Raw genomic sequence first — 24,702 nt, forward strand, 5'->3', positions numbered from 1 at the left:
CTCCTGCGGCCCTCCTGGGGCGGGCTAATCTCACGTGGGGGGGCGGCCCCCCCCCCCCCCCCCGCGGGGGGGGGGGGGGGGGGCCCCCCCCCCCCCCCCCGCCGCCGTCCGAAGGTCAGCCCTGGCCCTCGACCGCGGCCGGGTCCATCCAGACGACCTCCCAGATGTGGTGGTCGGGGTCCTGGAAGGAGCGGCCGTACATGAAGCCCTCGTCCATGGGGTCGTTGGCGGGCGACCCGCCGTTGGCGAGTGCGGCGTCCGCCAGCTCGTCGACCCTCTCACGGCTCTCGGCGCTCAGGGCGATGAGGACCTCGGTCGTTCTCGAGGAGTCGGCGATCTCCTTCTTGGTGAAGTCCTTGAAGCGCGACTCGCTGATCAGCATGGCGAAGATGGTGTCGCTGATGACCAGGCAGGCGGTCGAGTCGTCGCTGAACTGCGGGTTGAAGCCGAAGCCGAGCTTCCCGAAGAAGTTCTTCGTCGTCTCCAGGTCCTTGACGGGCAGGTTCACGAAGATCATCTGAGGCTGGGGCATGGTGTCCTACTCTTCCGTCCGGCACGTCGAGGTGCTTGAGCGTTCGTGCGCTTACGGAAGGTAGACGGCCGCGCGGCCAGGAACTCATCGGTGCGCGCGGGATGTTCCGGCGGGGCCGTCAGGACACGGGCAGCGGGGCCCCGCCCCTGAGCAGGGCCGCGCCCAGCGGGGTGAGCGTGTGCAGTACGGAGCCCCCGTGGCGCAGGGTACGGACCAGCCCGGCCTCCCGCAGTACGCAGGCGTGCTGGCTGGCCGATGCGAGGGAGACACCGGTCCTGCGGGCCAGCTCGCTCGTCGTACAGCCGTTGCCTATGGACCGCAGGACCGTGGAGCGGGTGTGGCCCACGAGCCGGCCGAGCCAGGGGCCGGGATCCGCGGAGGCCGGCGCCTCGGGATGGGTGACGGGGTAGACGAGGACCGGCGGCAGCGAGGGATCGCGGTAGACGACGGGGGTGCCCCGGCAGAAGAACGACGGCTGCAGGAGCAGCCCTCTGCCGTCCAGTCGCAGTTCGCGGTCGACGGGGTAGTCCGCCTCCAGCACGGGGGCGCGCCATCGGATCATCGGCGGCAGGGTGGCCAGCAGTTCGTCCGCCCCGCCGTCCATCAGGGCCCTGCCCCGGATCGCCCGGTCGGCCTCGACGCTGGCACGGATGTGCGGCCAGTAGGGCTCGACCGCCGAGCGGTGGTAGGCGCGCAGGGTGGAGATGAGGTGGCCCAGGGGCTCCGTACGCCCTTCGCCGAGCCCCTGGGGCACGGTCGTGGGCAGCAGCCCGAGTTCGGTGCGGACGCGCTCCTCGGGTGTGTCGCGCAGTGCCTCCGTGCCCGCGTCGAACCCGAGGGGCCCGGCGCCGCCCCCGGAGGGCGTCAGGAAGTCGGGGAAGTAGCCGCGGGGAGGGATGACGGCGGACAGCAGGCGCCCCTCACCGTTCAGCCGGGTGCGGGATTCCTTCCGCCATTTCCCGAACACCGTCGACCCCCGCCGGTCCCGCAGCCGGTGAAAGCTGAGAACCGTCTCCCACATGGCGTCCGGGCGGGTTGCCATCCGCACGCGCGAAAGGTCGACCCCGGACACATGGATACGCAGCACTCTTCCCCCACCTGTTGCACCCGCAATTGCCCCCGCAGAAGCGTATGCAAAGGGTCACAGGAGGTCACCACGGGGTTTCGGCCAGAGTTGAAATGTCTCGCCCGAATCGCCGCCAACCGAAAGGCTGTACGACGTCGGGTGCGTATCCGGCGTCACCGAATGGGCGGGTGAGGGCCGTGGGGGGCTTCGTTCGTCCGGCGGCGGTGATCGACGGTGCGGCTCCGTACCCGGCAGGGGTAAGCGGGCGCGGTCCGGGGGTGGGGATCCCCTGGCCGCGCCCGGGCCCGGCGCCTTCGCTTTGCGCACCGAATGGTGAAAAGCGAACCAAGTGAACGCGAGATTCGTTCGCTGTTCAATTTCCCGTGAACCCGGTGAAACCGGCAGAGCGAAGCGGCGGCACCCCCGCACAGGGTGCCGCCGCTTCCGGTAATCCGGTTCCCCGCCGCCGGGCGAATGAGGGTCTCCTTCCCGCCGGCGGTTCCCGGACGTGTCGCGGGCTGCCGCCCGCCCGGTCTCAGCGGCTGTCGCTGCCGTGCGACGCGGCGGCGGCGCGGCCCGCTTCCAGCCGGGCGACCGGAATCCGGAACGGGGAGCAGGAGACGTAGTCCAGGCCGACCTCGTGGAAGAAGTGGACGGACTCGGGGTCACCGCCGTGCTCACCGCAGACCCCGAGCTTGAGGTCCGGGCGGGTGGCCCGGCCGGCCTCGGCGGCGCTGCGTACGAGCGAGCCGACGCCGTCCTTGTCGATCGTCTCGAACGGCGACACCCCGAAGATGCCCTTCTCCAGGTAGGCGGTGAAGAACGAGGCCTCCACGTCGTCGCGGGAGAAGCCCCACACCGTCTGGGTGAGGTCGTTCGTGCCGAAGGAGAAGAACTGCGCGGCCTCGGCGATCTGAGCGGCGGTCAGCGCGGCGCGCGGCAGCTCGATCATCGTGCCGATCGTCAGCTTCAGCCGGGTGCCGGTGGCCTCCTCGACCTCCGCGATGACCCGGTCGGCCTCGTCGCGGACGATCTCCAGCTCCTGGACGGTGCCGACGAGCGGGATCATGATCTCCGCGCGCGGGTCGCCCTTGGCGTTCTTGCGCTGCGCCGCCGCCTCCGCGATCGCCCGGACCTGCATGGCGAACAGTCCCGGGATGACCAGCCCCAGACGGACACCGCGCAGCCCCAGCATCGGGTTCTGCTCGTGCAGCTTGTGCACCGCCTGGAGCAGCCGCAGGTCGTTCTCGTTGGCGTCCTTGCGGGACTCGGCGAGGGCGACGCGCACGGAGAGCTCGGTGATGTCGGGCAGGAACTCGTGCAGCGGCGGGTCGAGCAGCCGTACGGTCACCGGCAGTCCGTCCATCGACTCGAACAGCTCGATGAAGTCGGCCTTCTGGAGGGGCAGCAGCGCGGCCAGCGCCTCCTCGCGCTCGTCGTCGGTGTCGGCGAGGATCAGCTTCTCGACCATCCCGCGGCGCTCACCGAGGAACATGTGCTCGGTGCGGCACAGGCCGATGCCCTGCGCGCCGAAGCGACGGGCCCGCAGCGCGTCCTCGGCGTTGTCCGCGTTCGCGCGGACGCGCAGCCGGCGCACCCGGTCGGCGTAGGCCATGATCCGGTGCACGGCGGCGACGAGTTCGTCGGCGTCGTCGGCTCCCGCGTGCATCCGGCCCTCGAAGTACTCGACGACGGGGGACGGTACGACGGGAACCTCACCGAGGTACACCTTGCCGGTGGAACCGTCGACGGAGACGAGGTCGCCCTCCTCGACGACCGTGTCCCCGACGGTGAGGCGGCGGCGCTTGGTGTCGACCTCGATCTCCTCGGCACCGCAGACACAGGTCTTGCCCATGCCGCGGGCGACCACGGCGGCGTGCGAGGTCTTGCCGCCGCGTGAGGTCAGGATTCCCTCCGCGGCGATCATGCCGTCGAGGTCGTCGGGGTTGGTCTCCCGGCGGATCAGGATGACCTTCTCCCCCGACCTGGACCACTTGATCGCGGTGTACGAGTCGAAGACGGCCTTGCCCACCGCCGCGCCCGGCGACGCCGCGATGCCCCGGCCCAGCAGGACGGTGGCGGCCTCGTCGTCGAAGCGCGGGAACATCAGCTGCGCGAGCTGCGCGCCGTTGACGCGCTGCAGCGCCTCGGCCTCGTCGATGAGGCCCTGGTCGACGAGCTGGGTGGCGATACGGAACGCGGCACCGGCGGTGCGCTTGCCCACGCGGGTCTGGAGCATCCAGAGCTGACCGCGCTCGATCGTGAACTCGATGTCGCAGAGATCCTTGTAGTGGGTCTCCAGCGTCTCCATGATCTTCATGAGCTGGTCGTACGACGTCTTGTCGATGGACTCCAGCTCGGCGAGCGGCACGGTGTTGCGGATACCCGCTACGACGTCCTCCCCCTGCGCGTTCTGGAGGTAGTCGCCGTAGACGCCCTGGTGGCCGCTGGCCGGGTCACGGGTGAAGGCGACACCCGTACCCGAGTCGGGACCGAGGTTGCCGAAGACCATGGAGCAGATGTTGACGGCCGTACCGAGGTCGCCGGGGATGCGCTCCTGGCGGCGGTAGAGCTTGGCGCGGTCGGTGTTCCACGAGTCGAAGACGGCCTTTATGGCCAGGTCCATCTGCTCACGCGGATCCTGCGGGAAGTCCCGCCCGGCGTCCCGGGTGACGATCTTCTTGAACTGCTTGACGAGTTTCTTGAGATCGTCCGCGTCGAGATCCACGTCGACCGAGACGCCCTTGGCCTGCTTCGCGGCCTCCAGCGCCTCCTCGAAGAGGTCACCGTCGACCCCGAGGACGGTCTTGCCGAACATCTGGATGAGGCGGCGGTAGGAGTCCCAGGCGAATCGCTCGTCACCGGCCTGGGCGGCGAGACCCACGACCGAGGCGTCGGAGAGGCCGATGTTGAGCACCGTGTCCATCATCCCGGGCATCGAGAACTTGGCGCCGGAGCGGACGGAGACCAGCAGCGGGTCGTCGGCCTGGCCGAGGCTCTTGCCCATCCGCTGTTCGAGCGCCGTGAGGTGTGCGCTGACCTCGTCACGGAGCTCGGCCGGCTCGTCGCCGCTGTCGAGGTAGACCTTGCAGGCCTCGGTGGTGATGGTGAAGCCCGGAGGGACCGGGAGTCCGAGATTGGTCATCTCGGCGAGGTTGGCACCCTTGCCGCCCAGAAGGTCCTTCAGATCCTTGTTGCCCTCGGTGAAGTCGTAGACGAACTTCTGGCGATCAATGTTTTCCGACACGGGTCTCGACTCCTCGAGGACGCGGTGGCTGCCCTGACGGCGAGGAACATACCCAGATCGAAGGTGTCTCGGTACGGCCACTTGCGCGTCACGAGGTCTGAACCACCCGTCCGCCAGCAGATCGAAAGTGAGGGCACCGGCGCACCGTCCGCAGGCCCTCGTTCACTTCCTGAAGCCATCGTGACGGCATGTACGCGTACCACGCGATCACGATGACCTGGAGTGACGCACGCTTTGATCGATCAAAGCGAATGCAACTGGCACCCAGTGCCGCCATTTGAGAAGTGCAGCACCCGAAAGAGCGCTCATCTGAGCCGCGCACATCTCAAGGGTGGCGAGAATCACGCCCTCTGCCGCGCTCAGATGTCACGATGCGGATGCCTGGAGGCCTGCCATCGGTCACACTTCGTCCACCATGTGGTCACCCAAGGTGACAAAGGTCGGGCAGCAGTGCGCGCACTTCGCGCCATGTTCCGGGAGGAGCGCGGGATCACCGGCGATCTCGACGAAAAGGCCCGCTCGTTTGAGCGGGCTTTTTCCGAGGCACCGGGTGCCCCGGGACGGCAGGGGCCGATCAGCCGCCCGAGGTGTCCAGCTCGGCCTCCGCGCCCACACCCGCGCAGTCGTACGGGTCGTTGAGCCAGCCGTCCGGCAGCGCCACCCGGTTGTTGCCCGAGGTACGCCCCCGGGGGCCGTCGGCTCCGTCCGGCCAGGGCTGGTCGAGGTCCAGCTCCTGGAGCTGGCCGCCCAGCTCCTCCAGCGACGAGGTGACCGCGAGCCTCCGGCGCATGTCCGAGCCGACCGCGAAGCCCTTGAGGTACCAGGCCACGTGCTTGCGGAAGTCGATGACGCCCCGGCTCTCGTCGCCGATCCACTCACCCAGCAGGGTCGCGTGGCGCAGCATCACGTCCGCGACCTGGCGCAGGGTGGGCGCCTGCCTGGTGCCCGTCCCCTCGAAGGCGCTGACGAGGTCACCGAAGAGCCAGGGCCTGCCGAGGCAGCCCCGGCCGACGACGACGCCGTCGCAGCCCGTCTCGCGCATCATCCGCAGGGCGTCGTCGGCGCACCAGATGTCGCCGTTGCCGAGCACCGGGATCTCGGGGACGTGCTCCTTGAGGCGCGCGATGGCGTCCCAGTCGGCCGTGCCGCCGTAGTGCTGGGCGGTGGTCCTGCCGTGGAGTGCGACGGCGGTGATCCCCTCCTCGACGGCGATGCGGCCCGCGTCGAGGTAGGTGGTGTGGTCGTCGTCGATGCCCTTGCGCATCTTGATGGTGACCGGGAGCTCGCCCGCCTGCGCCACGGCCTCGCGGAGGATCGCCCGGAGCAGGGGCCGCTTGTACGGGAGCGCGGAGCCGCCGCCCTTGCGGGTCACCTTGGGGACGGGGCAGCCGAAGTTCAGGTCGATGTGGTCGGCGAGGTCCTCGTCCACGATCATCCGGACCGCCTTGCCGACGGTGACCGGGTCCACTCCGTAGAGCTGGATGGAGCGCGGGGTCTCGCTCGCGTCGAAGTGGATGAGCTGCATGGTCTTCTCGTTGCGCTCGACCAGCGCCCGCGTCGTGATCATCTCACTGACGAACAGCCCCTTGCCGCCGGAGAACTCTCGGCACAGGGTACGGAAGGGCGCGTTGGTGATGCCTGCCATGGGGGCGAGCACGACCGGCGGCTGCACGGTGTGCGGGCCGATCCGGAGCAGCGGGAGGGCGGGGGCGAGCGTGGTCATGTGCCCCATTGTCCCGCACCCGGACCGCGACGCGGATGCCGCCCGGCAGGCCCCGGGGGACGCCTGGTCACAGGCGTCGCGAGGGCCGGCTCCGGCCGGCCTCTCCGGTCCGGCCGCGGCCCCTCGTCGGTGCGGCCGTCACGGGACCGCGGCCCCTCGTCGGTGCGCGTCACCGGACCGGGGGCCCGTCGCGGGTGCGGCGTCACCGGACCGGGGGCCGTCGTGGGTGCGGCCGTCGCACCGACGGTGCTCCTGATCCTGCGGCTCCCACGCGCCGTCCGCCCGGGCGTCCCTGCGGACGCGAGCCGTGCAGCGGGTCGCACACGGGCACGGGCCCGGACCGCCGAGGTGGCGGTCCGGGCCCGTGCCGTCGTGGGTGGTGCGAGGGTGTCAGCTCTCGGCCGGTGCGTCCTGCTCCGGTGCGGCCTGGGTGGCGGCGCGCTCACGCATCTTGCGTACCAGCTCCTGCTTCCTGTCCTCGGCGGCCTTGCGGTCGTCGTTGCGCGCGGGTCCCGCGCCCTGCTGTTCGGCGCGGGACAGCTTCTTGCGCTGTCCGCCCACGCCGAGGAGGTTGTTGCGGCCCTTGGCCATGTGGTTCTCCCGTCCGGGATGCGAAGTGAGGATGACGTGTGGTGTATCGATCCGATGGGCGACGGGCGCCGGGCCCGTCGCGCGCTCACTCGTAGATCTGGAAGAACGAATACATGGCCTCAAAGTACCCCGGCGCGGCGGGAGTCTCACCTGGTTTTCCGGCGCGCCGCCGCGGCTGTCAGGCGGTGGGGTCGACGTTCGCCTGGTGCGCCTCGGTGAGGTGCTCCTCGGCCTTCAGCCAGGGCAGGAACTGAGCCCCCTTGCGCCAGCCGCAGGTGTCGCAGCTCAACTGCCGCTGCATCCCCGACTTCCGTACGTGGACGGTGTGTTCACGTCCGTGCTGGTCCCATCTGCTGACCTTGCTCGTGGTCGTGGACGGCATGCCGGCCTCCCCTGTGGACGAATGGCGCCCAGTGTGCACGATGCCCCCGGTTCCGTGGACCGGAACCGAGGGCATCGTTACGGGGCCGAGGGGCGTCAGCAGCCCAGCAGGCGGGAGCCGAGGTAGCTCTGGATCTGGTCCAGGGAGACGCGCTCCTGCTTCATGGTGTCGCGCTCGCGCACGGTCACCGCGTTGTCGTCGAGGGTGTCGAAGTCGACGGTGACGCAGAACGGGGTGCCGATCTCGTCCTGACGGCGGTAGCGGCGGCCGATGGCGCCGGCGTCGTCGAACTCGATGTTCCAGTTCTGCCGCAGGTCGGCGGCGAGGCCCTTGGCCTTCGGCGAGAGCTGAGCGTTGCGGGACAGCGGCAGCACGGCGACCTTGACCGGCGCCAGGCGCGGGTCGAGGCGCATCACTGCGCGCTTCTCCATGACGCCCTTGGCGTTGGGCGCCTCGTCCTCGCTGTACGCGTCGAGGAGGAACGCCAGCATCGAGCGGCCGACACCGGCCGCCGGCTCGATGACGTACGGCGTGTAGCGCTCGCCCTTCTCCTGGTCGAAGTACTGGAGGTCCGTGCCGGAGGCCTCGGAGTGCGCCTTGAGGTCGTAGTCCGTGCGGTTGGCGACGCCCTCCAGCTCGCCCCACTCGCTGCCGCCGAAGCGGAAGCGGTACTCGATGTCAGCGGTGCGCTTGGAGTAGTGGGAGAGCTTCTCCTGCGGGTGCTCGAACCACCGCATGTTCTCCTCGCGCAGGCCGAGACCGGTGTACCAGTTCCAGCGCTGCTCCATCCAGTACTCCTGCCACTGCTCGTCCTCGCCCGGCTTGACGAAGAACTCCATCTCCATCTGCTCGAACTCGCGCGTGCGGAAGATGAAGTTGCCCGGAGTGATCTCGTTGCGGAAGGACTTGCCCATCTGGGCGATGCCGAACGGCGGCTTCCTGCGCGAGGTCTGCAGCACCTGGCCGAAGTTGGTGAAGATGCCCTGGGCGGTCTCGGGGCGGAGGTAGGCGACCGAGCCGCTGTCCTGCGTCGGGCCGAGGTGGGTGGAGAGGAGCCCGGAGAACGCCTTGGGCTCGGTGAAGGTGCCCTTGTTGCCGCAGTTGGGGCAGTTGAGGTCGGCCAGGCCGTTCACCGGGGGCTTGCCGTGCTTCTCCTCGTACGCCTCCTCCAGGTGGTCGGCGCGGTAGCGCTTGTGACAGGAGGTGCACTCGGTGAGCGGGTCGGTGAAGGTGGCGACGTGACCGGAGGCCACCCAGACCTCGGGGGCCAGGATGACGGACGAGTCGATACCGACCACGTCCTCACGCGCGGTGACCATGTAACGCCACCACTGGCGCTTGAGGTTCTCCTTCAGCTCGACGCCCAGCGGCCCGTAGTCCCAAGCGGCGCGCTGGCCACCGTAGATCTCGCTGCAGGGGTAGACGAAGCCACGGCGCTTGCTCAGGCTGACGATGGTGTCGATCTTGTCGGCGGCCACGGTGCTCTCTTCATTACGACGGCGGAACTGGACAGGGACGGCGCGCGGCGCCTCGGCGGGGTGGTGATCGGGAGACGGGCGGGCGAATACCCCAGATTACCGGCGGGCGCACCCCCTGGATCAAATCGGTGGGACACATCGCGGTCACCGGGTTCGGATCCGGGCATCTCGTCCAGCTTGTTGACAACCGTTTCCAGTTTTGTTGAAAATGACTGTCATGAACGTACGCCGCCTCATACCCGCAGCCGCCGTCGCCGGCGCGGTCGCCCTCGGCCTGACCGCACTTTCCGCCTGCTCCTCCTCGGACGCCGCCGAGGGCGGGAGCGACGGCAAGCTGGACGTGGTGGCGTCCTTCTACCCGATGCAGTTCCTGGCCGAGGAGATCGGCGGGTCGCACGTCTCCGTCACCACCCTCACCAAGCCGGGGACCGAGCCGCACGACCTGGAGCTCTCCCCCCGGCAGATCGGCGGTCTGTCGGACGCCGACTACATCCTCTTCCTCAAGGGCGTGCAGCCCGCCGTCGACGACGCCGTCGCCCAGGCGGGTGTGAAGAACACCGTGGACGCCGCGAAGCTCACCACCCTCGAGAAGCACGGCTCCGAGGTGGGCCACGACCACGGGCACGAGGAGGGCGGCGAGGAGGAGCACGAGGGCGAGAACGAAGCCGGACTCGACCCGCACATCTGGCTGGACCCGGTGAAGTACGCCGAGGTCGCCGAGGGCGTCGGCAAGTCCCTGGAGAAGGCGGACCCCGACCACGCGGCGGACTACCGCAAGAACACCGGCACCCTGGTCTCCGAGCTGAAGGCCCTCGACAAGGCGTACGCGAGCGGGCTGAAGGACACCGCGACCAGGACCTTCGTCACCACCCACTCCGCCTTCGGCTACCTCGCCGAGCGCTACGGCCTCACCCAGGAGGGCATCGCGGGCATCGACCCCGAGGCCGAGCCGAGCCCCGCCCGGATCGACGAGATCCACCACGTCGCCGAGGAGTCCGAGGCCACCACCGTGTTCTTCGAGACGCTCGCCAGCGACAAGACCGCCAGGACCCTGGCGAAGGACCTCGGCCTCAGGACCGATGTACTGGACCCGCTGGAGGGAATCACCGGCAAGTCCGCCGGCACCGACTACATCGAGGTCATGAAGTCCAACCTGGCCGCGCTGGAGAAGGCTCTCGGCGCGAAGTGACCCAGGCAGCACCCCGAACCGCAGCAGCACCGGAGGCGATCGTGACCGAGCCCACCACACAGGAAGCCGTGATCCGTATGCGCGGAGCCACGGCCACGCTCGGCGCACGCCCCGTGCTGCGAGGAGTCGACCTGGACGTCCACCGCGGCGAGGTCGTGGCACTCCTCGGCGCCAACGGATCCGGAAAGTCCACCGCCGTACGCTCCGTCATCGGCCAGGTACCGCTGACGAGCGGGACGGTCGAGCTGTTCGGCACCCCACTGCGCCGCTTCCGCCGGTGGTCCCGCATCGGATACGTGCCCCAGCGCACCACGGCCGCGGGCGGCGTCCCCGCGACGATCCGCGAGGTCGTCTCCTCCGGGCGGCTCTCGCGCACGGGGCTCCGGCTGCCGGGCCGTGCGGACCGCGCGGCCGTGGACCGGGCCATCGAGCTCGTCGGCCTCACGGACCGTGCCAAGGACTCGGTGAACGCCCTCTCCGGCGGACAGCACCAGCGCGTCCTGATCGCCCGCGCGCTCGCCGCCGAACCCGAGCTGCTGATCATGGACGAGCCGATGGCCGGTGTCGACCTGGCCAGCCAGGAGATCCTCGCCTCGACGCTGCGCGAGCAGGTCGCCGGCGGCTCGACGGTGCTGCTCGTCCTGCACGAGCTGGGCCCGCTGGAGCCGCTGATCGACCGGGCGGTCGTCCTGCGCGACGGCTGCGTCCTGCACGACGGACCGCCCCCCGAGGCAGTGGGCCAGCACGCCCTGCCCGGCCACGACCACGTACACCCCCACGCGGCCTCCGAGCCCGTCCGGACGGGACTGCTGACCTGATCATGCTCGAATTCCTGAACCCTCCCTTCATGCAGCGGGCCCTGATCGCCGCCGTCCTCGTCGGCATCACCGCGCCCGCCATCGGCATCTACCTGGTCCAGCGCCGCCAGGCCCTGATGGGCGACGGCATCGGGCACGTCGCGATGACCGGCGTCGGCCTCGGCTTCCTGCTCTCCACCAGCCCCGTCTGGATGGCGACCCTCGTCGCCGTGGCCGGCTCGGTCGTGATGGAACTGATCCGCTGGTACGGCCGCACCCGCGGCGACATCGCCCTGGCCATGCTCTTCTACGGCGGCATGGCGGGCGGGGTGATGCTGATCAACCTCTCGGACACCGGCTCCAACGCCAACCTGACCTCGTACCTCTTCGGCTCCCTGTCGACGGTCTCCGAGGAGGACGTCACCGCGATCGTCGCGCTGGCCGCCTTCGTGGTCCTGGTCACCGTGGGCCTGCGGCGGCAGCTGTTCGCCGTCAGCCAGGACGAGGAGTTCGCCCGGGTCACCGGGCTGCCGGTGCGCTTCCTCAACCTGCTGGTCGCCGTGACGGCGGCGATCACCGTCACCGTGGCGATGCGGGTCGTCGGCCTGCTGCTGGTCAGCGCGCTGATGGTGGTGCCGGTCGCCGCCGCGCAGCAGATCGCGAAGTCCTTCAAGGTGACGTTCGTGCTGGCCGTCGTCATCGGTACCGCCGTCACCCTTGCCGGCACCGTGACCTCGTACTACCAGGACGTCCCGCCCGGTGCCACGATCGTGCTCCTGGCGATCGCCGCCTTCGTCCTGCTGACGGCGCTCGCCGCGCCGCTGGCCCGCAGGCGGGCCCGGGCCGCCGCGGACGAGGCCGACCGGTGCACCCTTGAAGTACCGGCGGCACGCCCCGCACCCGACGACGTGCGCGTGTGACCGTGCCACCGGGCCGGGCTGGCACAATGGCCCGACACACGTACGGGCGACACGAGGAGGCAGCTGTGGCGACAGCGCCGATCAGTGGCACCAACGCGGCACCGGTACGGGGCCGGTCCACCCGTCAGCGGGCGGCGGTCGCGGCTGCGCTCGACGAGGTCGACGAGTTCCGCAGCGCCCAGGAACTGCACGACGTGCTCAAGCACCGGGGCGACTCCGTCGGTCTGACCACCGTCTACCGCACGCTCCAGTCGCTCGCCGACGCCGGCGAGGTCGACGTGCTGCGGACGACCGACGGCGAGGCCGTCTACCGGCGCTGCTCGACCGAGGACCACCACCACCACCTGGTCTGCCGGATCTGCGGCAAGGCCGTCGAGGTGGAAGGGCCGGCCGTGGAGCAGTGGGCGGAGTCCGTCGCCTCTCAGCACGGCTATGTGAACGTCGCCCACACGGTGGAGATCTTCGGCACCTGCGCGGACTGCGCGGGCGCCACGGGCTGAGACCGGGCCCGAGACGCACGGACGGACACGGAGGGGCCCGCGACGGGCCCCTCCGTCGTCCTGTCAGCCCTTGGTGATCTCCTCCGCGCCGCCGAAGCGCCGGTCGCGGCGCGCGAACTCCAGGCACGCGTTCCACAGGTCGCGGCGGTCGAAGTCCGGCCACAGGACGTCCTGGAAGACCATCTCGGCGTACGCGCTCTGCCAGATCAGGTAGTTGGACGTGCGCTGCTCGCCGCTGGGACGCACGAAGAGGTCCACGTCCGGCATGTCCGGGTAGTAGATGTACTTCGCGAAGGTCTTCTCGTTGACCTTCGAGGGGTCGAGCTTCCCGGCGGCGACGTCCTCCGCGATCCGCTGCGCGGCGTCCGCGATCTCGGCCCTTCCGCCGTAGTTGACGCAGAAGTACAGCGTCATCCTGTCGTTGTCCTTGGTCTGCTCCTGCGCGACCTGGAGCTCCTGGACGACGGACTTCCACAGCTTCGGCATCCGGCCGACCCAGCGGATGCGGATGCCGAGTTCGTCCATCTCGTCGCGGCGGCGCCGGATGACGTCCCGGTTGAAGTTCATCAGGAACTTCACCTCCTCCGGGGACCGCTTCCAGTTCTCGGTGGAGAAGGCGTACAGCGAGAGGTTCTTGACACCCATCTCGATGCAGCCCTTGAGGACGTCCATGACGACGCCCTCGCCGACCTTGTGGCCCTCGGTGCGCGGAAGACCCCGCTCCTTGGCCCACCGGCCGTTGCCGTCCATCACGACGGCGACGTGCTTGGGGACGAGCTCACCGGGGATCTTCGGCGGGGTGGCGCCGGAGGGGTGCGGCTCGGGGGTCTTGTACTCACGCCGGTTACGGCCGCCGAGCATCCCGCGTACTGCCATGGGTTTAGATCGTCTCCCTGTGTCACTTCTCTACGTACCGCAGCGAGCGCAGGCCGCGCTCCAGATGCCAGTGCAGATAGGCGGACACGAGTCCGCTGCCCTCCCTGACGTGACGCGCCTCCGACGCGTCGGCCGTCTCCCAGTCACCGGTGAGCAAGGCGCTCAGCAGTTCGACGGCCTCCGCCGAGGGTACGACGCTGCCCGGCACCCGGCAGTCGCCGCATATGACCCCGCCGGCCGCGACGGAGAAGAACCGGTTCGGTCCGGGCATACCGCACCTGGCGCAGTCGTCGAAGCTCGGCGCGTAGCCGTTGACCGCGAGGGAGCGCAGCAGGAACGCGTCGAGGATGAGGTTGGGCGCGTGCTCGGCGCGTGCGAGTGTCCGGAGCCCGCCGACGAGCAGCAGGTACTGCTGGACCGCCGGCTCGCCCTCGTGGTCGGTGAACCGCTCGGCGGTCTCCAGCATCGCGGTGCCCGCGGTGTAGCGGGCGTAGTCGGACACGATGCCGCCGCCGTACGGGGCGATCGTCTCGCTCTGGGTGCACAGCGGGAGCCCGCGGCCGACCAGCTCGCTGCCGCGGGCGAAGAACTGCACGTCCACGTGGGAGAAGGGCTCCAGCCGTGCCCCGAACTTCGACTTGGTCCGGCGCACCCCGCGGGCCACGGCCCGCACCCGCCCGTGGCCGCGGGTCAGGATCGTGATGATCCGGTCGGCCTCGCCCAGCTTCTGCGTACGCAGCACGACGCCGTCGTCCCGGAACAAGCTCATGGCCCCATTGTCGCCCACCTCGCCCCGAGGCCGGGCAGGGGCCGCTGAAGTCCCTCACGGCCCGTGCGACGCCCCGGGAGGCTAGGAGGGCGTACGGGCGGCCTCGAGCAGCTTCGCGGTGTCGGAGGGACAGAGCTGGAGCGCCCCGCCCACCGTGGTCAGCACCTCGCGCTCCGCCTTGGTGTACGGGCCGTCGGCGAGGGCGATCCTGGCCCCTCGCAGCAGCACCGCCTCGCGGCCCGCGACCGCCAGGTGCGGCGCGAGCGGTTCCAGGACCTCGTGGAGCTCGATGGCGAGTGCGGCGCCGCACGCCTCGGCCGCCGCCTCGCCCCCACGGGCCGCGCCGGTCTCCGCGGCGAGCACCTCGACGATGGTGAAGAGCTGTTCCTGGGAGCAGTCGTCGAGCCCGGCGTCCCGGACGACCGCCGCGGCGGTCTCCAGCACCGAGCGGGAGGTGGTGCCGCCGGCGGCGAGCACGGCGAGGGTGACGGTGTGCACGGCCTCCCGCAGCATCGCGGAGAAGCGCGTCGTGGTGGGACGGTCCAGCGCGTCCGGGGCGAAGTGCGTCGAGCAGGCGGCGCATTCGACGACGGGGCCGGCGCTGCCGCGGGTCAGCAGCGGCACTCCGAGGACGGTGAGGCGCTCGCGGCCCGTCAGACGCCGGTAGTTGCGGTCTCCTCCGCAGCGGGGGCAGAAGAACTCGCCGTCCCCGACGGTTTCCCAGGCGGCGCGGATCCCGTAGATGCGCAGTCTCACGGCGCGTCGTCCTTTGGCTGCCCGCACGTCGCACACCTCCGTAACTCCCCCGTGGCCCTTCGGACGTCGGGGGGTACCCCCGCGGCAACATTGCCGCGTTGGACGTGATGTTAGCCACACACATGAGGTGGCGTCAGCATCCCGGACGTCACAACCGCCGGAGATGGCCGAACCCCGCCCACCCGGAAAGGGTGAACGGGGCTCTCGCGCCGGACGGTTCGGCGGCGTTCCGGACTCGTCTCCGGCGCGCGGGCCGACCGGGTCAGCGGGCGGCGCGGTTGACCGCCGAGACGACGGCCTTGAGCGAGGCACGCGTGGTGTTGGCGTCGATGCCGATGCCCCACAGGACCTTGCCGTCGATCGCGCACTCGATGTAGGAGGCCGCCTGCGCGCTCGCGCCCTCGCTCATGGTGTGCTCGGTGTAGTCCAGCAGGCGGGCGTCGATGCCGATGCCCTGCAGCGCCTCGAAGAACGCGGAGATCGGCCCGTTGCCCGTACCGGTCAGCACCGTGTCGGCGCCGTCGACGGTGGCCTCGACCGTGATCGTGTCCTGGCCGTCGGTGCCGGTCGTCGTCTGGCCGGACCGGATCTGCACCCGGCCCCAGGCGTTCTCCGGGTTCGGCAGGTACTCGTCCTGGAAGGTCGACCAGATCTGGGCCGGCGTGACCTCGCCGCCCTCGGCGTCGGTCTTGGCCTGAATGATCCGGGAGAACTCGATCTGCATCCGGCGCGGCAGGTCCAGCTTGTGGTCGTTCTTCAGGACGTACGAGATCCCGCCCTTGCCGGACTGCGAGTTGACGCGGATGACGGCCTCGTAGGAACGGCCGACGTCCTTCGGGTCGATGGGCAGGTAGGGCACCGCCCACTCGATCTCGTCGACGGTCTTCCCCTGGGCCGCGGCGTCGGCCTCCATCGCGTCGAAGCCCTTCTTGATGGCGTCCTGGTGGGAGCCGGAGAAGGCGGTGTAGACCAGGTCGCCCGCGTAGGGGTGGCGCGGGTGGACCTCCATCTGGTTGCAGTACTCGCTGGTGCGGCGGATCTCGTCGATCTGCGAGAAGTCGATCTGCGGGTCGACGCCCTGGGAGAAGAGGTTCATGCCCAGGGTGACCAGGTCGACGTTGCCGGTGCGCTCGCCCTGGCCGAACAGGCAGCCCTCGATGCGGTCGGCGCCGGCCATGATCGCCAGCTCCGCGGCGGCGACGGCGGTCCCGCGGTCGTTGTGCGGGTGGACCGACAGGCAGACGTACTCGCGGCGGCTCAGGTTGCGCGACATCCACTCGAACCGGTCCGCGTGGGTGGAGGGCGTCGAGCGCTCCACGGTCGCGGGCAGGTTGAGGATGATCTCGCGGCCCTCCTCCGGCTGCCAGACGTCGCAGACGGCCTCGCAGACCTCCAGGGCGAAGTCCAGCTCGGTGTCGGTGAAGATCTCCGGGCTGTACTGGTAGCCGAAGATCGTCTCGTCGCCCAGGATCTTGTCCGCGTACTCCATCACCAGGCGGGTGCCGTCCACCGCGATCTGCTTGACCTGCTCCTTCGAGCCGCGGAACACCACACGGCGGAAGGTGGGGGCGGTGGCGTTGTACAGGTGGACCGTGGCCCGGTGGGCGCCGCGCAGCGACTCGACGGTGCGCTCGATCAGTTCCTCACGGGCCTGCGTCAGGACGGAGATCGTCACGTCCTCGGGGATCGCGCCCTCTTCGATGATGGAGCGCACGAAGGCGAAGTCGGTCTCGCCGGAGGACGGGAAGCCGACCTCGATCTCCTTGTAGCCCATGCGTACCAGCAGGTCGAACATCTCGCGCTTGCGTGCGGGCGACATGGGGTCGATCAGGGCCTGGTTGCCGTCGCGCAGGTCGGTGGACAGCCAGCGGGGCGCCGCCGTGATGCGGTTGTCCGGCCAGGTGCGGTCGGCGATGTCCACGGCCTCGTAACCGCGGTACTTGTGGACGGGCATCCCGGAAGGCTTCTGCAGCTGCCCGGCGTTGGTCACCGGCGTGGGCCCGCCGACGGGGGTGGCTACGGCATCGGTGCGCGCGGGGGGATTCACTGCGTTCATGGCGTACGGCTCCTCTGAGGTCCAGCAGGGGCGGCCGACTGTGTCGCTGCAACAGCGAACTCCGCGGGGAGGGAGCCGGCCTACGACTACAGGCCCTCGCCGCGGCAGCTAAGAAGGAGCAGCCCGAAACGCATGATGCGGCAACACTAACCGAGGGGCGCCTGGTGCGTCGGTCCGTATCAGTATGCGGGATCGCGGTGATGTAAAGGCATAACAGTGATACATCACTCCATTTCGTCAATCACGATCGCAACCAGTGACAGCGCGGTGACGGAGTGCCACAGTCATTTGCATGCAGCCTCGACCGAACAACGGATTCCAGCCCGTCTTCTGCACCATCGTGCCGCCCCACGTCCTGGACAAGCTGTCCCAGGCCGACGACCCGCGTCTGGCCGGACCCGCCCGCCGCACCCTGGAGGCCGACGGGGCCCGGCGCCGCCACCGGCAGGTCACCGCGCTGGCCCGCTTCCCCCTCCCCGCGAGCACCTCGGCCCCGGTCCCGGCCAAGCCCCACCGCACCCTGTACGACTGCCGCAACGGCACGGACCTGCCGGGCGTGAAGGTCCGCGACGAGGGCGACGAGCCCACGGACGACGCGAGCGTGAACCGCGCCTACGCGGGCCTCGGCGCCACCTTCGAGCTCCTGCTCAGCGAGTACGGCCGCAGCTCGATCGACGGCAAGGGCCTCCCCCTCGTCGGCTCCGTGCACTACGACGAGAAGTACAACAACGCCTTCTTCGACGGCGAGCAGATGGTCTTCGGGGACGGCGACGGCGAGATCTTCCTCGACTTCACCGTCGCCATCGACGTGATCGCCCACGAGCTGGCGCACGGGCTGACCCAGTACACGGCGAACCTCGCCTACGAGGGCCAGTCGGGCGCGCTCAACGAGTCCGTGTCGGACGTCTTCGGCTCCCTCGTCAAGCAGTACTCCCTGGGCCAGAGCGCGGAGCAGGGCGACTGGCTGATCGGAGCGGGGCTCCTCGCCCCCCGGGTCAGCGGTGTCGCCCTGCGCTCGATGAAGGCCCCGGGCACGGCGTACGACGACGACGTGCTCGGCAAGGACCCGCAACCCGCGTCCATGGACGACTACGTCGAGACCCAGGAGGACAACGGCGGGGTCCACATCAACTCGGGCATCCCCAACCGGGCCTTCTACCTGCTGGCCACCGCACTCGGGGGCAACGCCTGGGAGCGCGCCGGACGGATCTGGTTCGACGTGCTCACCGGTGGGGAGCTGGCCCAGGACGCCTCGTTCACCGAGTTCGCGAAGCTGACGGTAGCCGCGGCGCGGCACAGGTTCGGGGAGGGCGACGAGGCGGAGGCCGTACTGAAGGCCTGGTCGGAGGTGGGCGTGCCGACCCGGTGACCGGGTAGGAAGTCGCGGGACCGTCGGGCGGGCCAGTCAGGAGCCGGGATGCGTATTCGGGTCAGAAGGACCGGCGGGTTCGCCGGGATCGCTCGCGAGGGCGAGATCGACACCTCCGGCCGGGCCGACGCGGCCGAGTGGGAGGCCCTGGCCGCCTCCGTCCTCGCGGAGGACCGGGACGGTCCCTCCGCTCCGGTACCGGACGGCTTCCGCTACCGGATCACGGTGGGCGGACGCACCCTCGACTGCGCGGATCCGCGGCTGACCGAGGCCCAGCGGGCACTGGTCTCCCGGGTGCTCCAGGAGGGCGCGTAGGCCGGCGCCTCCGTGTCTCCCGGGCCCCGCGGGGCCCGGGAGGCGGCCTCAGAAGCCGAGCTTGCGGAGCTGCTTCGGGTCGCGCTGCCAGTCCTTGGCGACCTTCACGTGCAGGTCCAGGTAGACGGGCGTGCCGAGCAGTGCCTCGATGTGCTTGCGCGACTTCGTGCCGACGTCCTTGAGCCGCTTGCCCTTCGGGCCGATGATGATGCCCTTCTGGCTGGGCCTCTCGATGTAGACGTTCGCGTGGATGTCCAGCAGCGGCTTGTCCGCCGGCCGGTCCTCACGCGGCAGCATCTCCTCGACGACGACCGCGATGGAGTGCGGCAGCTCGTCCCGTACGCCTTCCAGCGCAGCCTCACGGATGAGCTCGGCGACCATGACCATCTCGGGCTCGTCGGTGAGGTCGCCCTCCGGGTAGAGCGGCGGGCTCTCGGGCAGGAGCGGGGCGATCAGGTCCGCGAGCAGGCTCACCTGGCCTGCCCCTCGCCCGTCGTCGCCCTTGTCCGAGGAGCCGCGTCCCGCCTCCTGCTCCTCCTTGACCGCCGACACCGGCACGATCTCGGCCCACTCGAAGCCGAGCTCGTCCGCCAGCGCGGAGACGGCGAGCAGCTGCTCGGCGAGCGCCTTCGACCCGACCAGGTCGGTCTTGGTGATGATCGCGATCTTCGGCGTCTTCTTGATCGCGGCGAGTTCCTTGACGATGAACTTGTCGCCGGGGCCGAGCTTCTGGTCGGCGGGCAGGCAGAACCCGATGACGTCGACCTCGGCCCAGGTGGTGCGCACCACGTCGTTGAGCCGCTCCCCGAGCAGGGTGCGCGGCTTGTGGAGGCCGGGCGTGTCCACCAGGATCAGCTGGGCGTCGTCACGGTGCACGATGCCCCGCACGGTGTGCCGGGTGGTCTGGGGGCGGTTGGAGGTGATCGCCACCTTCTGACCGACCAGAGCGTTCGTGAGGGTGGACTTGCCCGCGTTGGGGCGGCCCACGAAGCAGGCGAAGCCGGCCCGGTGGGGGGCGGGGTTCTCAGCCTGCCGCGCAGCGGCTTCAGTGTTCGGTCGAGCGCTCATGGCGCCCATTCTCCCCGATCCTGGCGGTGGCGTTGCACAGCAGCCCGCCACCGCCCCGGATCAGCCGGCGGTGACCGAGGCCCGCACGGTCCCGTCGGGGCCCGCGAGCAGCACGGGTGTCTCCGGCCCGCCCAGGTCGCGTACGGCCGCACGGTCGGCGTCCGAGGCGCTCTCGGACTCGGAGACGACCGCGGCCGCCTCCAGTGAGGTGGCACCGCTCGCCACGGCCATCGCGACGGCGGTCTGCAGCGCGCTGAGCTTCAGGGACTCCAGGGCCACCGTTCCGGCGGCGTAGGTGCGTCCTGTCTCGTCCCGTACCGCCGCGCCCTCGGGCACTGAGTTCCGGGCTCGGACGCTGCGCGCCAGTGTGACGATCTTGCGGTCCTCGGGGCCGAGGTCGGTGCTGTCGGTCATGGCCCGAGCATACGGAGGGAGGGGGCGTGCTCCCCACGACGGGGTGCGCTCACCCCGCGACCGGGTACATGGAACCGCGCCTGCCCTCGGGCGAGTCGAGCCACTGGAGCTTGGCCTCGGTGCCGGTCTCGGGCAGCGGGGTGTGCAGGACGATCACCAGGTCCGGGCGGGCGGGGACGCGCAGCTGGGTGGACTCCACCATGAGGGTGCCGACGAGCGGATGCTCCAGTTCCTTGCGGACCTGCCCTCCGGGGGCGACGTCCCGGCGGTCCCAGAGGTCCGCGAACTCGGGGCTGAGCTCCCTGGCCTCGGCGACCACGGCGCGGAAGCCCTCGTCCTCGGGGGACTCCGAGCAGGCGGCCCGGTACTGCGCGACGACCTGCGAGGCGATGGTCTCCCAGTGCTTCGACCTGGCCCGGTAGACCGGGTCGGTGAAGAAGGCGATCATGCAGTTCTGGACGATGCCCGGGCGCATGCCGAGGACCGCCGAGGCCGCGTCGTTGTAGAGCACGGTGTTCCAGTACCGGTCCATGATGTGCGCCGGGAAGGGCATCCAGGCGTCGATGAGCCTGGTCAGGCCCTCGCACATGTCCCGGTGGGCCGGATCGACCTCCAGGGCCGGCGGGTTGAGCCCGGCGAGGACGTAGAGGTGGCGGCGCTCCGCGCTGCTCAGGCGCAGCACCCGGGCGACCGAGTCCAGGACCTGCGGAGAGACGGTGATGTCGCGGCCCTGTTCCAGCCACTGGTACCAGGAGACACCCACCCCCGCGAGGACGGCGACCTCCTCACGGCGGAGCCCGGGCGTACGGCGTCGTGCCCCGCCGTCCGGCAGTCCGGCCTCGGCCGGGGTGACCCTGGCCCTGCGGCTCATCAGGAACTCGCGCAGCTCCGCGAGTCGGTGGGACTTGTCGTCGGTGCCGCCCGGGACCGTGGTCCGGGTCGGGCCGGTGTGCTGGGCCGGTGAAGCCACGTACTCCCCCTGGTGTCCGTGCGCGCGCCTGCCTGGTGGTGCGGCCAACAGGATAAGTGCCCGCTCCCCAGGGATATTCCGGCGCGACCAGGCTGTGCGACATGGCGATCGAAACCCCGAATCCCGTGTCCGCCGGCACCACTGCCGCCCCCGCTCCGCCCGCGTTCTCGGGCCGCGCCCGGCTGGTCCTCTTCGTCCTCTGCGCCGCCCAGTTCATGGTGGCGCTCGACTTCTCCGTACTGAACGTCGCGCTGCCGGTCCTCGGTGAGGACCTGGGGCTGAGCCGTTCCGGGCTGCAGTGGGCGGTGACCGCGTTCGCGCTGCCGTCCGGCGGCTTCCTGCTCCTCTTCGGCCGGATCGCCGATCTCTACGGCAGACGGCGGCTGTTCCTCGCCGGGCTCGTCGTCTTCGGGGCCTCCTCGCTCCTGGCGACGGCGGCGTGGGATCCCGCGTCCTTCCTGACGGGACGGGCGCTGCAGGGGCTCGGTGCGGCCGTGATCGTGCCCACCGGGATGTCCCTGCTGACCACCACCTTCCCGGAGGGCCCGCTGCGGGACCGGGCTCTGGGCATCAGCGGGACGCTGCTCTCGCTGGGCTTCACCACCGGCATGGTGGCGGGCGGCGTGCTCACCGACACGCTGGGCTGGCGGTCCACGATGGGCCTGCTGAGCGTCGCCTCGGTGATCGTGCTGGTTCTGGCGCCGACGCTGCTGGCGGAGTCGCGTACGCCGGAGCGGCCGAAGCTGGACGTGCCCGGCGCCGTCACCGTGACCGGTGGACTGCTCGCTCTGATCTACTCGCTGTCGACGGCGGCCGAGCGCGGCTTCGGCGGTGCGGACGTGCTGGTGACCCTGGTCCTGGGGGTCGTCCTGCTGGCCGCGTTCACCGTCGTCGAGTCCCGGTCGGCGGCACCGCTGGTCTCCCTGCCGATGCTTCGCCGCCGCACGGTCGCCTTCGGCAACCTGGGCGGCCTGGTCACCTTCTCGATGATGAGCACCATCGTCTTCGTCCTGACCCTCTACCTCCAGGACCTGCTCGGCCTCTCCGCCTTCGGTACCGGGCTCGTCTTCGGGGTGCAGGGCCTGCTGTCGGTCGCCGCCGGGGTCTTCGCCCCGAAGGTGATCGGCCGGTTCGGCGCCCGCCGGGTGCTGGTTCTCTCGCTGCTCGGCCAGGGCCTGTTCATCGGGGCGCTGCTCGGTCTCGGCGAGGACTCGGGTGCATGGCTGGCCACCGTGGCGGTGTCGCTGGCGAGCGCCTTCCACCTGGGCGCCATCATCGCCTACGGGCTGACGGTGACCTCGGGTGTCCCCGACGAGGAGCAGGGCCTGGCGACCGGCCTGGTCACCACGACCCAGCAGGTCGGCATCACGGTCGGCATCCCGCTGCTGGGGGTCCTGGCGACCACGCAGGGTTCGCTGTTCGACGGCGTACGGCTGGTGGTGACGGCCGCGGCGGTGATCCTGGTCGCGACGGGGCTCGTCGTGGGCGTGGGCCTTCGGCGGGGACGCTGAGAGCGTCCTCCCGGGTCCCCGCCGCAGGACCCGGGAAGGCTACGGCCGGTCCAGGCGGAGGCGTTCCGCCTTCGGCAGCCCCGAGACCACCAGGTCGTAGCTGTCCTCCACGAGCTCCCGGACCATCCGGTCCGGGAGCTCGGAGACCGTCACGGTGTTCCAGTGGCGCTTGTTGAGGTGCCATCCCGGGACGATCGCGGGATGGTCCTTGCGGAGCCGCAGCGCGTCGTCCGGGTCGCACTTGAGGCTGACCTTCAGAGGCTCGGCGTCGAGGACGCTCAGGGCGAACATCTTCCCCACGACCTTGAAGACCGATGCCTCCGGTCCGAAGGGGAACTCCTCCGCACTGGCGTTGAACTCCAGGCAGAACATGCGCAGTTCCTCGGGAGTCATGCCACTGCCTCGCTTCCCTCCGGTTCGGCCAGCACCGTGACGATCTTGTTCCTGCGGCCCGCCGAGGACTCCGCGGTGAGCCGGAGCTTGCGCCCGTCGGGGAGGTCGACGACCGAGGTGGCCCCGGAGATCGGGACGCGCCCGAGCGCCTTCGCCAGCAGGCCGCCGACGGTCTCCACGTCCTCGTCGTCGTAGGAGTCGAGGCCGAAGAGCTCCCCGAGGTCCCCGATGTCGAGCCGGGCGGTCACCCGGAAGCTGCCGTTCTCCAGCTCCTGGACCGGGGGCAGCTCGCGGTCGTACTCGTCGGTGATCTCTCCGACGATCTCCTCGAGGATGTCCTCGATGGTGACGATGCCGGCGGTGCCGCCGTACTCGTCGATGACGACCGCCACATGGCTGCGGTCCTGCTGCATCTCGCGCAGCAGGTCCCCGGCGTTCTTCGTGTCGGGCACGAAGGCGGCGGGACGCATCGCCGTGGAGACCAGGTCCGCCTCCGCCTCCCGGTTGATGTGCGTCTTGCGGACCAGGTCCTTGAGGTAGACGATCCCGACGATGTCGTCCTCGTTCTCCCCGGTGACCGGGATACGCGAGAACCCGGAGCGCAGCGCGAGGGTCAGGGCCTGCCGGACCGTCTTGTAACGCTCGATGCAGACCAGGTCGGTGCGGGGCACCATGACCTCCCGCACCAGGGTGTCGCCGAGCTCGAAGACCGAGTGCACCATGCGGCGTTCGTCGTCCTCGATGAGCGACTCCTGCTCGGCGAGGTCGACCATCGCGCGGAGCTCGGCCTCGCTCGCGAAGGGGCCCTTGCGGAAGCCCTTGCCCGGGGTGAGCGCGTTCCCGAGGAGGATCAGCAGCTGCGGGACCGGGCCCATGATCCTGGCGAGCGGCAGCAGGACGTACGCCGCCGCGGTGGCGGTGTTCAGCGGGTGCTGGCGGCCGATGGTGCGCGGGGAGACCCCGATGGCGACGTAGCTGACGAGCACCATGACGCCCATGGCGAGGGCGAGGGCCTGCCAGGTCTCGGGGAACTCCTCGAGGCAGGCGTAGGTGACCAGGACACCGGCCGACATCTCGCAGGCCACCCGGACGAGCAGTGCGACGTTGAGGTAGCGGGTGGGGTCCGCGGCGACCTGTTCCAGCTTCGCGCTGCCGCGGCGCCCCGCCCGCACGGCCTCGGCCGCGCGGAAGCTCGACGTGCGCGCGATGCCCGCCTCGGCGCAGGCGGCGAGCCAGCCCACCACGATGAGCAGGACGGCGCCGGTGACGAGGGGGACGCTCACGAGACCGTGGGGGCGGGCGACGGGCCGGTCAGGCCGCGCTCACCGCGCCAGCCGTCGACGATGGCGGCTTGGAGGCCGAACATCTCGGCCTTCTCGTCCGGCTCCTCGTGGTCGTACCCGAGGAGGTGCAGCACCCCGTGGACCGTGAGGAGCTGGAGCTCCTCGTCCATGGAGTGCTGCGTCTCGGCGTCCTCGCCCTGCTTCTTCGCGACCTCCGGGCAGAGCACGATGTCGCCGAGGAGCCCCTGCGGGGGCTCCTCGTCGTCCTTGGCCGGGGGACGCAGCTCGTCCATCGGGAAGGACATGACATCGGTCGGGCCCGGGAGGTCCATCCACTGGATGTGGAGCTGCTCCATGGCGGCGGTGTCCACCACGATCACCGAGAGCTCGGACAGCGGGTGGATCCGCATCCGGGCGAGCGCGTAGCGGGCGATGTCGAGGATCGCCTGCTCGTCGACCTCGGTTCCGGACTCGTTGTTGACGTCGATCGACATGGT

24 protein-coding genes are annotated in these 24,702 nt (G+C 70.3%); 7 read left to right on the forward strand and 17 right to left on the reverse strand.

The genetic code is table 11. The features are described from left to right. Window positions 1-115: 115 nt before the first annotated feature. The 7 genes from ACFXOA_RS02185 to ACFXOA_RS02215 all read right to left on the reverse strand — a co-directional run bounded on the left by ACFXOA_RS02185 (window position 116) and on the right by ACFXOA_RS02215 (window position 9,019). Window positions 116-532 carry a VOC family protein gene (locus tag ACFXOA_RS02185; protein WP_385021123.1) on the reverse strand — a complete coding sequence of 139 codons (417 nt, stop codon included), beginning with the start codon at window positions 530-532 and terminating at the stop codon, window positions 116-118. 118 nt (window positions 533-650) lie between these two features. Then, window positions 651-1,619, reverse strand: a complete 969-nt coding sequence (locus ACFXOA_RS02190) for an ArsR/SmtB family transcription factor (RefSeq protein ID WP_385021126.1) — start codon at window positions 1,617-1,619, stop codon at window positions 651-653. Window positions 1,620-2,133: 514 nt separating this feature from the next. Further along, a complete protein-coding gene (gene ppdK, locus ACFXOA_RS02195) occupies window positions 2,134-4,845 on the reverse strand; it encodes a pyruvate, phosphate dikinase (RefSeq protein ID WP_385021128.1) in 2,712 nt (903 codons plus the stop codon). Window positions 4,846-5,419: 574 nt separating this feature from the next. Then, window positions 5,420-6,568: a tRNA dihydrouridine synthase DusB gene (dusB, locus tag ACFXOA_RS02200; protein ID WP_385021131.1), complete on the reverse strand. Its 1,149-nt coding sequence runs from the start codon at window positions 6,566-6,568 to the stop codon at window positions 5,420-5,422. 390 nt (window positions 6,569-6,958) lie between these two features. After that, window positions 6,959-7,159 (reverse strand): DUF6243 family protein, encoded by a 201-nt coding sequence (locus ACFXOA_RS02205; protein WP_385021134.1) that lies wholly within the window; start codon window positions 7,157-7,159, stop codon window positions 6,959-6,961. A gap of 178 nt (window positions 7,160-7,337) precedes the next feature. Then, the gene (locus ACFXOA_RS02210) at window positions 7,338-7,541 is read right to left on the reverse strand and encodes a hypothetical protein (RefSeq protein WP_385021137.1); all 204 of its coding nucleotides are present in this window, start codon (window positions 7,539-7,541) and stop codon (window positions 7,338-7,340) included. A gap of 95 nt (window positions 7,542-7,636) precedes the next feature. Next, complete coding sequence (locus tag ACFXOA_RS02215; RefSeq protein ID WP_385021140.1) at window positions 7,637-9,019, reverse strand: glycine--tRNA ligase; 1,383 nt, start codon at window positions 9,017-9,019, stop codon at window positions 7,637-7,639. 217 nt (window positions 9,020-9,236) lie between these two features. Between ACFXOA_RS02215 and ACFXOA_RS02220 the strand changes: the two genes are divergently transcribed. From ACFXOA_RS02220 to ACFXOA_RS02235, 4 genes are all read left to right on the forward strand, one after another. Next, window positions 9,237-10,208: a metal ABC transporter substrate-binding protein gene (locus ACFXOA_RS02220; protein ID WP_385021143.1), complete on the forward strand. Its 972-nt coding sequence runs from the start codon at window positions 9,237-9,239 to the stop codon at window positions 10,206-10,208. A gap of 77 nt (window positions 10,209-10,285) precedes the next feature. Further along, a complete protein-coding gene (locus ACFXOA_RS02225; protein WP_385021416.1) occupies window positions 10,286-11,026 on the forward strand; it encodes a metal ABC transporter ATP-binding protein in 741 nt (246 codons plus the stop codon). Then, window positions 11,026-11,925 carry a metal ABC transporter permease gene (locus tag ACFXOA_RS02230; protein WP_385021419.1) on the forward strand — a complete coding sequence of 300 codons (900 nt, stop codon included), beginning with the start codon at window positions 11,026-11,028 and terminating at the stop codon, window positions 11,923-11,925. Before ACFXOA_RS02225 ends, ACFXOA_RS02230 begins: the two co-directional genes overlap by 1 nt. A 65-nt stretch (window positions 11,926-11,990) precedes the next feature. Beyond that, window positions 11,991-12,425, forward strand: coding sequence for a Fur family transcriptional regulator (locus ACFXOA_RS02235; protein ID WP_385021146.1), 435 nt, complete (start codon window positions 11,991-11,993; stop codon window positions 12,423-12,425). Between the two features lie 63 nt (window positions 12,426-12,488). On the opposite strand, the gene ACFXOA_RS02240 is transcribed toward ACFXOA_RS02235, so the two are convergent. From ACFXOA_RS02240 to leuA, 4 genes are all read right to left on the reverse strand, one after another. Continuing rightward, entirely contained in the window at window positions 12,489-13,301 is an 813-nt protein-coding gene (locus ACFXOA_RS02240) for an isoprenyl transferase (RefSeq protein WP_073747053.1), read from the reverse strand. A gap of 22 nt (window positions 13,302-13,323) precedes the next feature. After that, window positions 13,324-14,070, reverse strand: coding sequence for a DNA repair protein RecO (gene recO, locus ACFXOA_RS02245; protein ID WP_383560716.1), 747 nt, complete (start codon window positions 14,068-14,070; stop codon window positions 13,324-13,326). Between the two features lie 81 nt (window positions 14,071-14,151). Continuing rightward, window positions 14,152-14,853: a TerB family tellurite resistance protein gene (locus tag ACFXOA_RS02250; RefSeq protein WP_385021149.1), complete on the reverse strand. Its 702-nt coding sequence runs from the start codon at window positions 14,851-14,853 to the stop codon at window positions 14,152-14,154. 235 nt (window positions 14,854-15,088) lie between these two features. After that, window positions 15,089-16,882, reverse strand: coding sequence for a 2-isopropylmalate synthase (leuA, locus tag ACFXOA_RS02255; protein ID WP_385021152.1), 1,794 nt, complete (start codon window positions 16,880-16,882; stop codon window positions 15,089-15,091). Between the two features lie 292 nt (window positions 16,883-17,174). Here leuA and ACFXOA_RS02260 point away from each other — a divergent pair, with 292 nt between their 5' ends. Both ACFXOA_RS02260 and ACFXOA_RS02265 read left to right on the forward strand, forming a co-directional pair. Beyond that, a complete protein-coding gene (locus tag ACFXOA_RS02260; protein WP_385021155.1) occupies window positions 17,175-18,251 on the forward strand; it encodes a M4 family metallopeptidase in 1,077 nt (358 codons plus the stop codon). A 48-nt stretch (window positions 18,252-18,299) separates the two neighbouring features. After that, on the forward strand, window positions 18,300-18,566 hold the full coding sequence (locus ACFXOA_RS02265) for a protealysin inhibitor emfourin (protein ID WP_385021158.1): 267 nt from the start codon (window positions 18,300-18,302) through the stop codon (window positions 18,564-18,566). A gap of 48 nt (window positions 18,567-18,614) precedes the next feature. On the opposite strand, the gene ACFXOA_RS02270 is transcribed toward ACFXOA_RS02265, so the two are convergent. Genes ACFXOA_RS02270 through ACFXOA_RS02280 form a run of 3 tightly spaced genes read right to left on the reverse strand, consistent with a single transcriptional unit; the run spans window position 18,615 to window position 20,919 of the window. Continuing rightward, window positions 18,615-19,643, reverse strand: coding sequence for a GTPase Era (locus ACFXOA_RS02270; RefSeq protein ID WP_385021161.1), 1,029 nt, complete (start codon window positions 19,641-19,643; stop codon window positions 18,615-18,617). Between the two features lie 51 nt (window positions 19,644-19,694). Next, window positions 19,695-20,048 (reverse strand): cytidine deaminase, encoded by a 354-nt coding sequence (locus tag ACFXOA_RS02275; protein ID WP_385021164.1) that lies wholly within the window; start codon window positions 20,046-20,048, stop codon window positions 19,695-19,697. A gap of 49 nt (window positions 20,049-20,097) precedes the next feature. Beyond that, complete coding sequence (locus tag ACFXOA_RS02280; RefSeq protein WP_385021422.1) at window positions 20,098-20,919, reverse strand: helix-turn-helix transcriptional regulator; 822 nt, start codon at window positions 20,917-20,919, stop codon at window positions 20,098-20,100. A 200-nt stretch (window positions 20,920-21,119) separates the two neighbouring features. On the opposite strand from ACFXOA_RS02280, the gene ACFXOA_RS02285 reads away from it, so the two are divergent. Further along, window positions 21,120-22,529, forward strand: coding sequence for an MFS transporter (locus ACFXOA_RS02285; RefSeq protein WP_385021167.1), 1,410 nt, complete (start codon window positions 21,120-21,122; stop codon window positions 22,527-22,529). 39 nt (window positions 22,530-22,568) lie between these two features. Here ACFXOA_RS02285 and ACFXOA_RS02290 read toward each other — a convergent pair whose 3' ends face one another. The 3 genes from ACFXOA_RS02290 to ybeY are packed head-to-tail and all read right to left on the reverse strand — an operon-like array spanning window position 22,569 to window position 24,699. After that, window positions 22,569-22,922, reverse strand: coding sequence for an MmcQ/YjbR family DNA-binding protein (locus ACFXOA_RS02290; RefSeq protein ID WP_385021170.1), 354 nt, complete (start codon window positions 22,920-22,922; stop codon window positions 22,569-22,571). After that, on the reverse strand, window positions 22,919-24,205 hold the full coding sequence (locus ACFXOA_RS02295; RefSeq protein ID WP_385021173.1) for a hemolysin family protein: 1,287 nt from the start codon (window positions 24,203-24,205) through the stop codon (window positions 22,919-22,921). The genes ACFXOA_RS02290 and ACFXOA_RS02295 overlap by 4 nt, the downstream gene beginning before the upstream one ends. Then, window positions 24,202-24,699 (reverse strand): rRNA maturation RNase YbeY, encoded by a 498-nt coding sequence (gene ybeY, locus ACFXOA_RS02300; protein WP_277334053.1) that lies wholly within the window; start codon window positions 24,697-24,699, stop codon window positions 24,202-24,204. Before ybeY ends, ACFXOA_RS02295 begins: the two co-directional genes overlap by 4 nt. Between the last annotated feature and the right edge of the window lie 3 nt (window positions 24,700-24,702).

Source organism: Streptomyces sp. NPDC059166, from assembly GCF_042755185.1.
Classification (GTDB): domain Bacteria; phylum Actinomycetota; class Actinomycetes; order Streptomycetales; family Streptomycetaceae; genus Streptomyces.

Excerpts from the sequence above, each read along its gene's own strand:
- ACFXOA_RS02185 (WP_385021123.1), bottom strand. The coding sequence starts at position 532 with ATGCCCCAGCCTCAGATGATCTTCGTGAACCTGCCCGTCAAGGACCTG.
- dusB (WP_385021131.1), bottom strand. The coding sequence starts at position 6,568 with ATGACCACGCTCGCCCCCGCCCTCCCGCTGCTCCGGATCGGCCCGCAC.
- ACFXOA_RS02205 (WP_385021134.1), bottom strand. The coding sequence starts at position 7,159 with ATGGCCAAGGGCCGCAACAACCTCCTCGGCGTGGGCGGACAGCGCAAG.
- ACFXOA_RS02210 (WP_385021137.1), bottom strand. The coding sequence starts at position 7,541 with ATGCCGTCCACGACCACGAGCAAGGTCAGCAGATGGGACCAGCACGGA.
- ACFXOA_RS02220 (WP_385021143.1), top strand. The coding sequence starts at position 9,237 with ATGAACGTACGCCGCCTCATACCCGCAGCCGCCGTCGCCGGCGCGGTC.
- ACFXOA_RS02225 (WP_385021416.1), top strand. The coding sequence starts at position 10,286 with ATGCGCGGAGCCACGGCCACGCTCGGCGCACGCCCCGTGCTGCGAGGA.
- ACFXOA_RS02240 (WP_073747053.1), bottom strand. The coding sequence starts at position 13,301 with ATGGCAGTACGCGGGATGCTCGGCGGCCGTAACCGGCGTGAGTACAAG.
- recO (WP_383560716.1), bottom strand. The coding sequence starts at position 14,070 with ATGAGCTTGTTCCGGGACGACGGCGTCGTGCTGCGTACGCAGAAGCTG.
- leuA (WP_385021152.1), bottom strand. The coding sequence starts at position 16,882 with ATGAACGCAGTGAATCCCCCCGCGCGCACCGATGCCGTAGCCACCCCC.
- ACFXOA_RS02260 (WP_385021155.1), top strand. The coding sequence starts at position 17,175 with ATGCAGCCTCGACCGAACAACGGATTCCAGCCCGTCTTCTGCACCATC.
- ACFXOA_RS02265 (WP_385021158.1), top strand. The coding sequence starts at position 18,300 with ATGCGTATTCGGGTCAGAAGGACCGGCGGGTTCGCCGGGATCGCTCGC.
- ACFXOA_RS02270 (WP_385021161.1), bottom strand. The coding sequence starts at position 19,643 with ATGGGCGCCATGAGCGCTCGACCGAACACTGAAGCCGCTGCGCGGCAG.
- ACFXOA_RS02275 (WP_385021164.1), bottom strand. The coding sequence starts at position 20,048 with ATGACCGACAGCACCGACCTCGGCCCCGAGGACCGCAAGATCGTCACA.
- ACFXOA_RS02280 (WP_385021422.1), bottom strand. The coding sequence starts at position 20,919 with ATGAGCCGCAGGGCCAGGGTCACCCCGGCCGAGGCCGGACTGCCGGAC.
- ACFXOA_RS02285 (WP_385021167.1), top strand. The coding sequence starts at position 21,120 with ATGGCGATCGAAACCCCGAATCCCGTGTCCGCCGGCACCACTGCCGCC.
- ACFXOA_RS02290 (WP_385021170.1), bottom strand. The coding sequence starts at position 22,922 with ATGACTCCCGAGGAACTGCGCATGTTCTGCCTGGAGTTCAACGCCAGT.
- ybeY (WP_277334053.1), bottom strand. The coding sequence starts at position 24,699 with ATGTCGATCGACGTCAACAACGAGTCCGGAACCGAGGTCGACGAGCAG.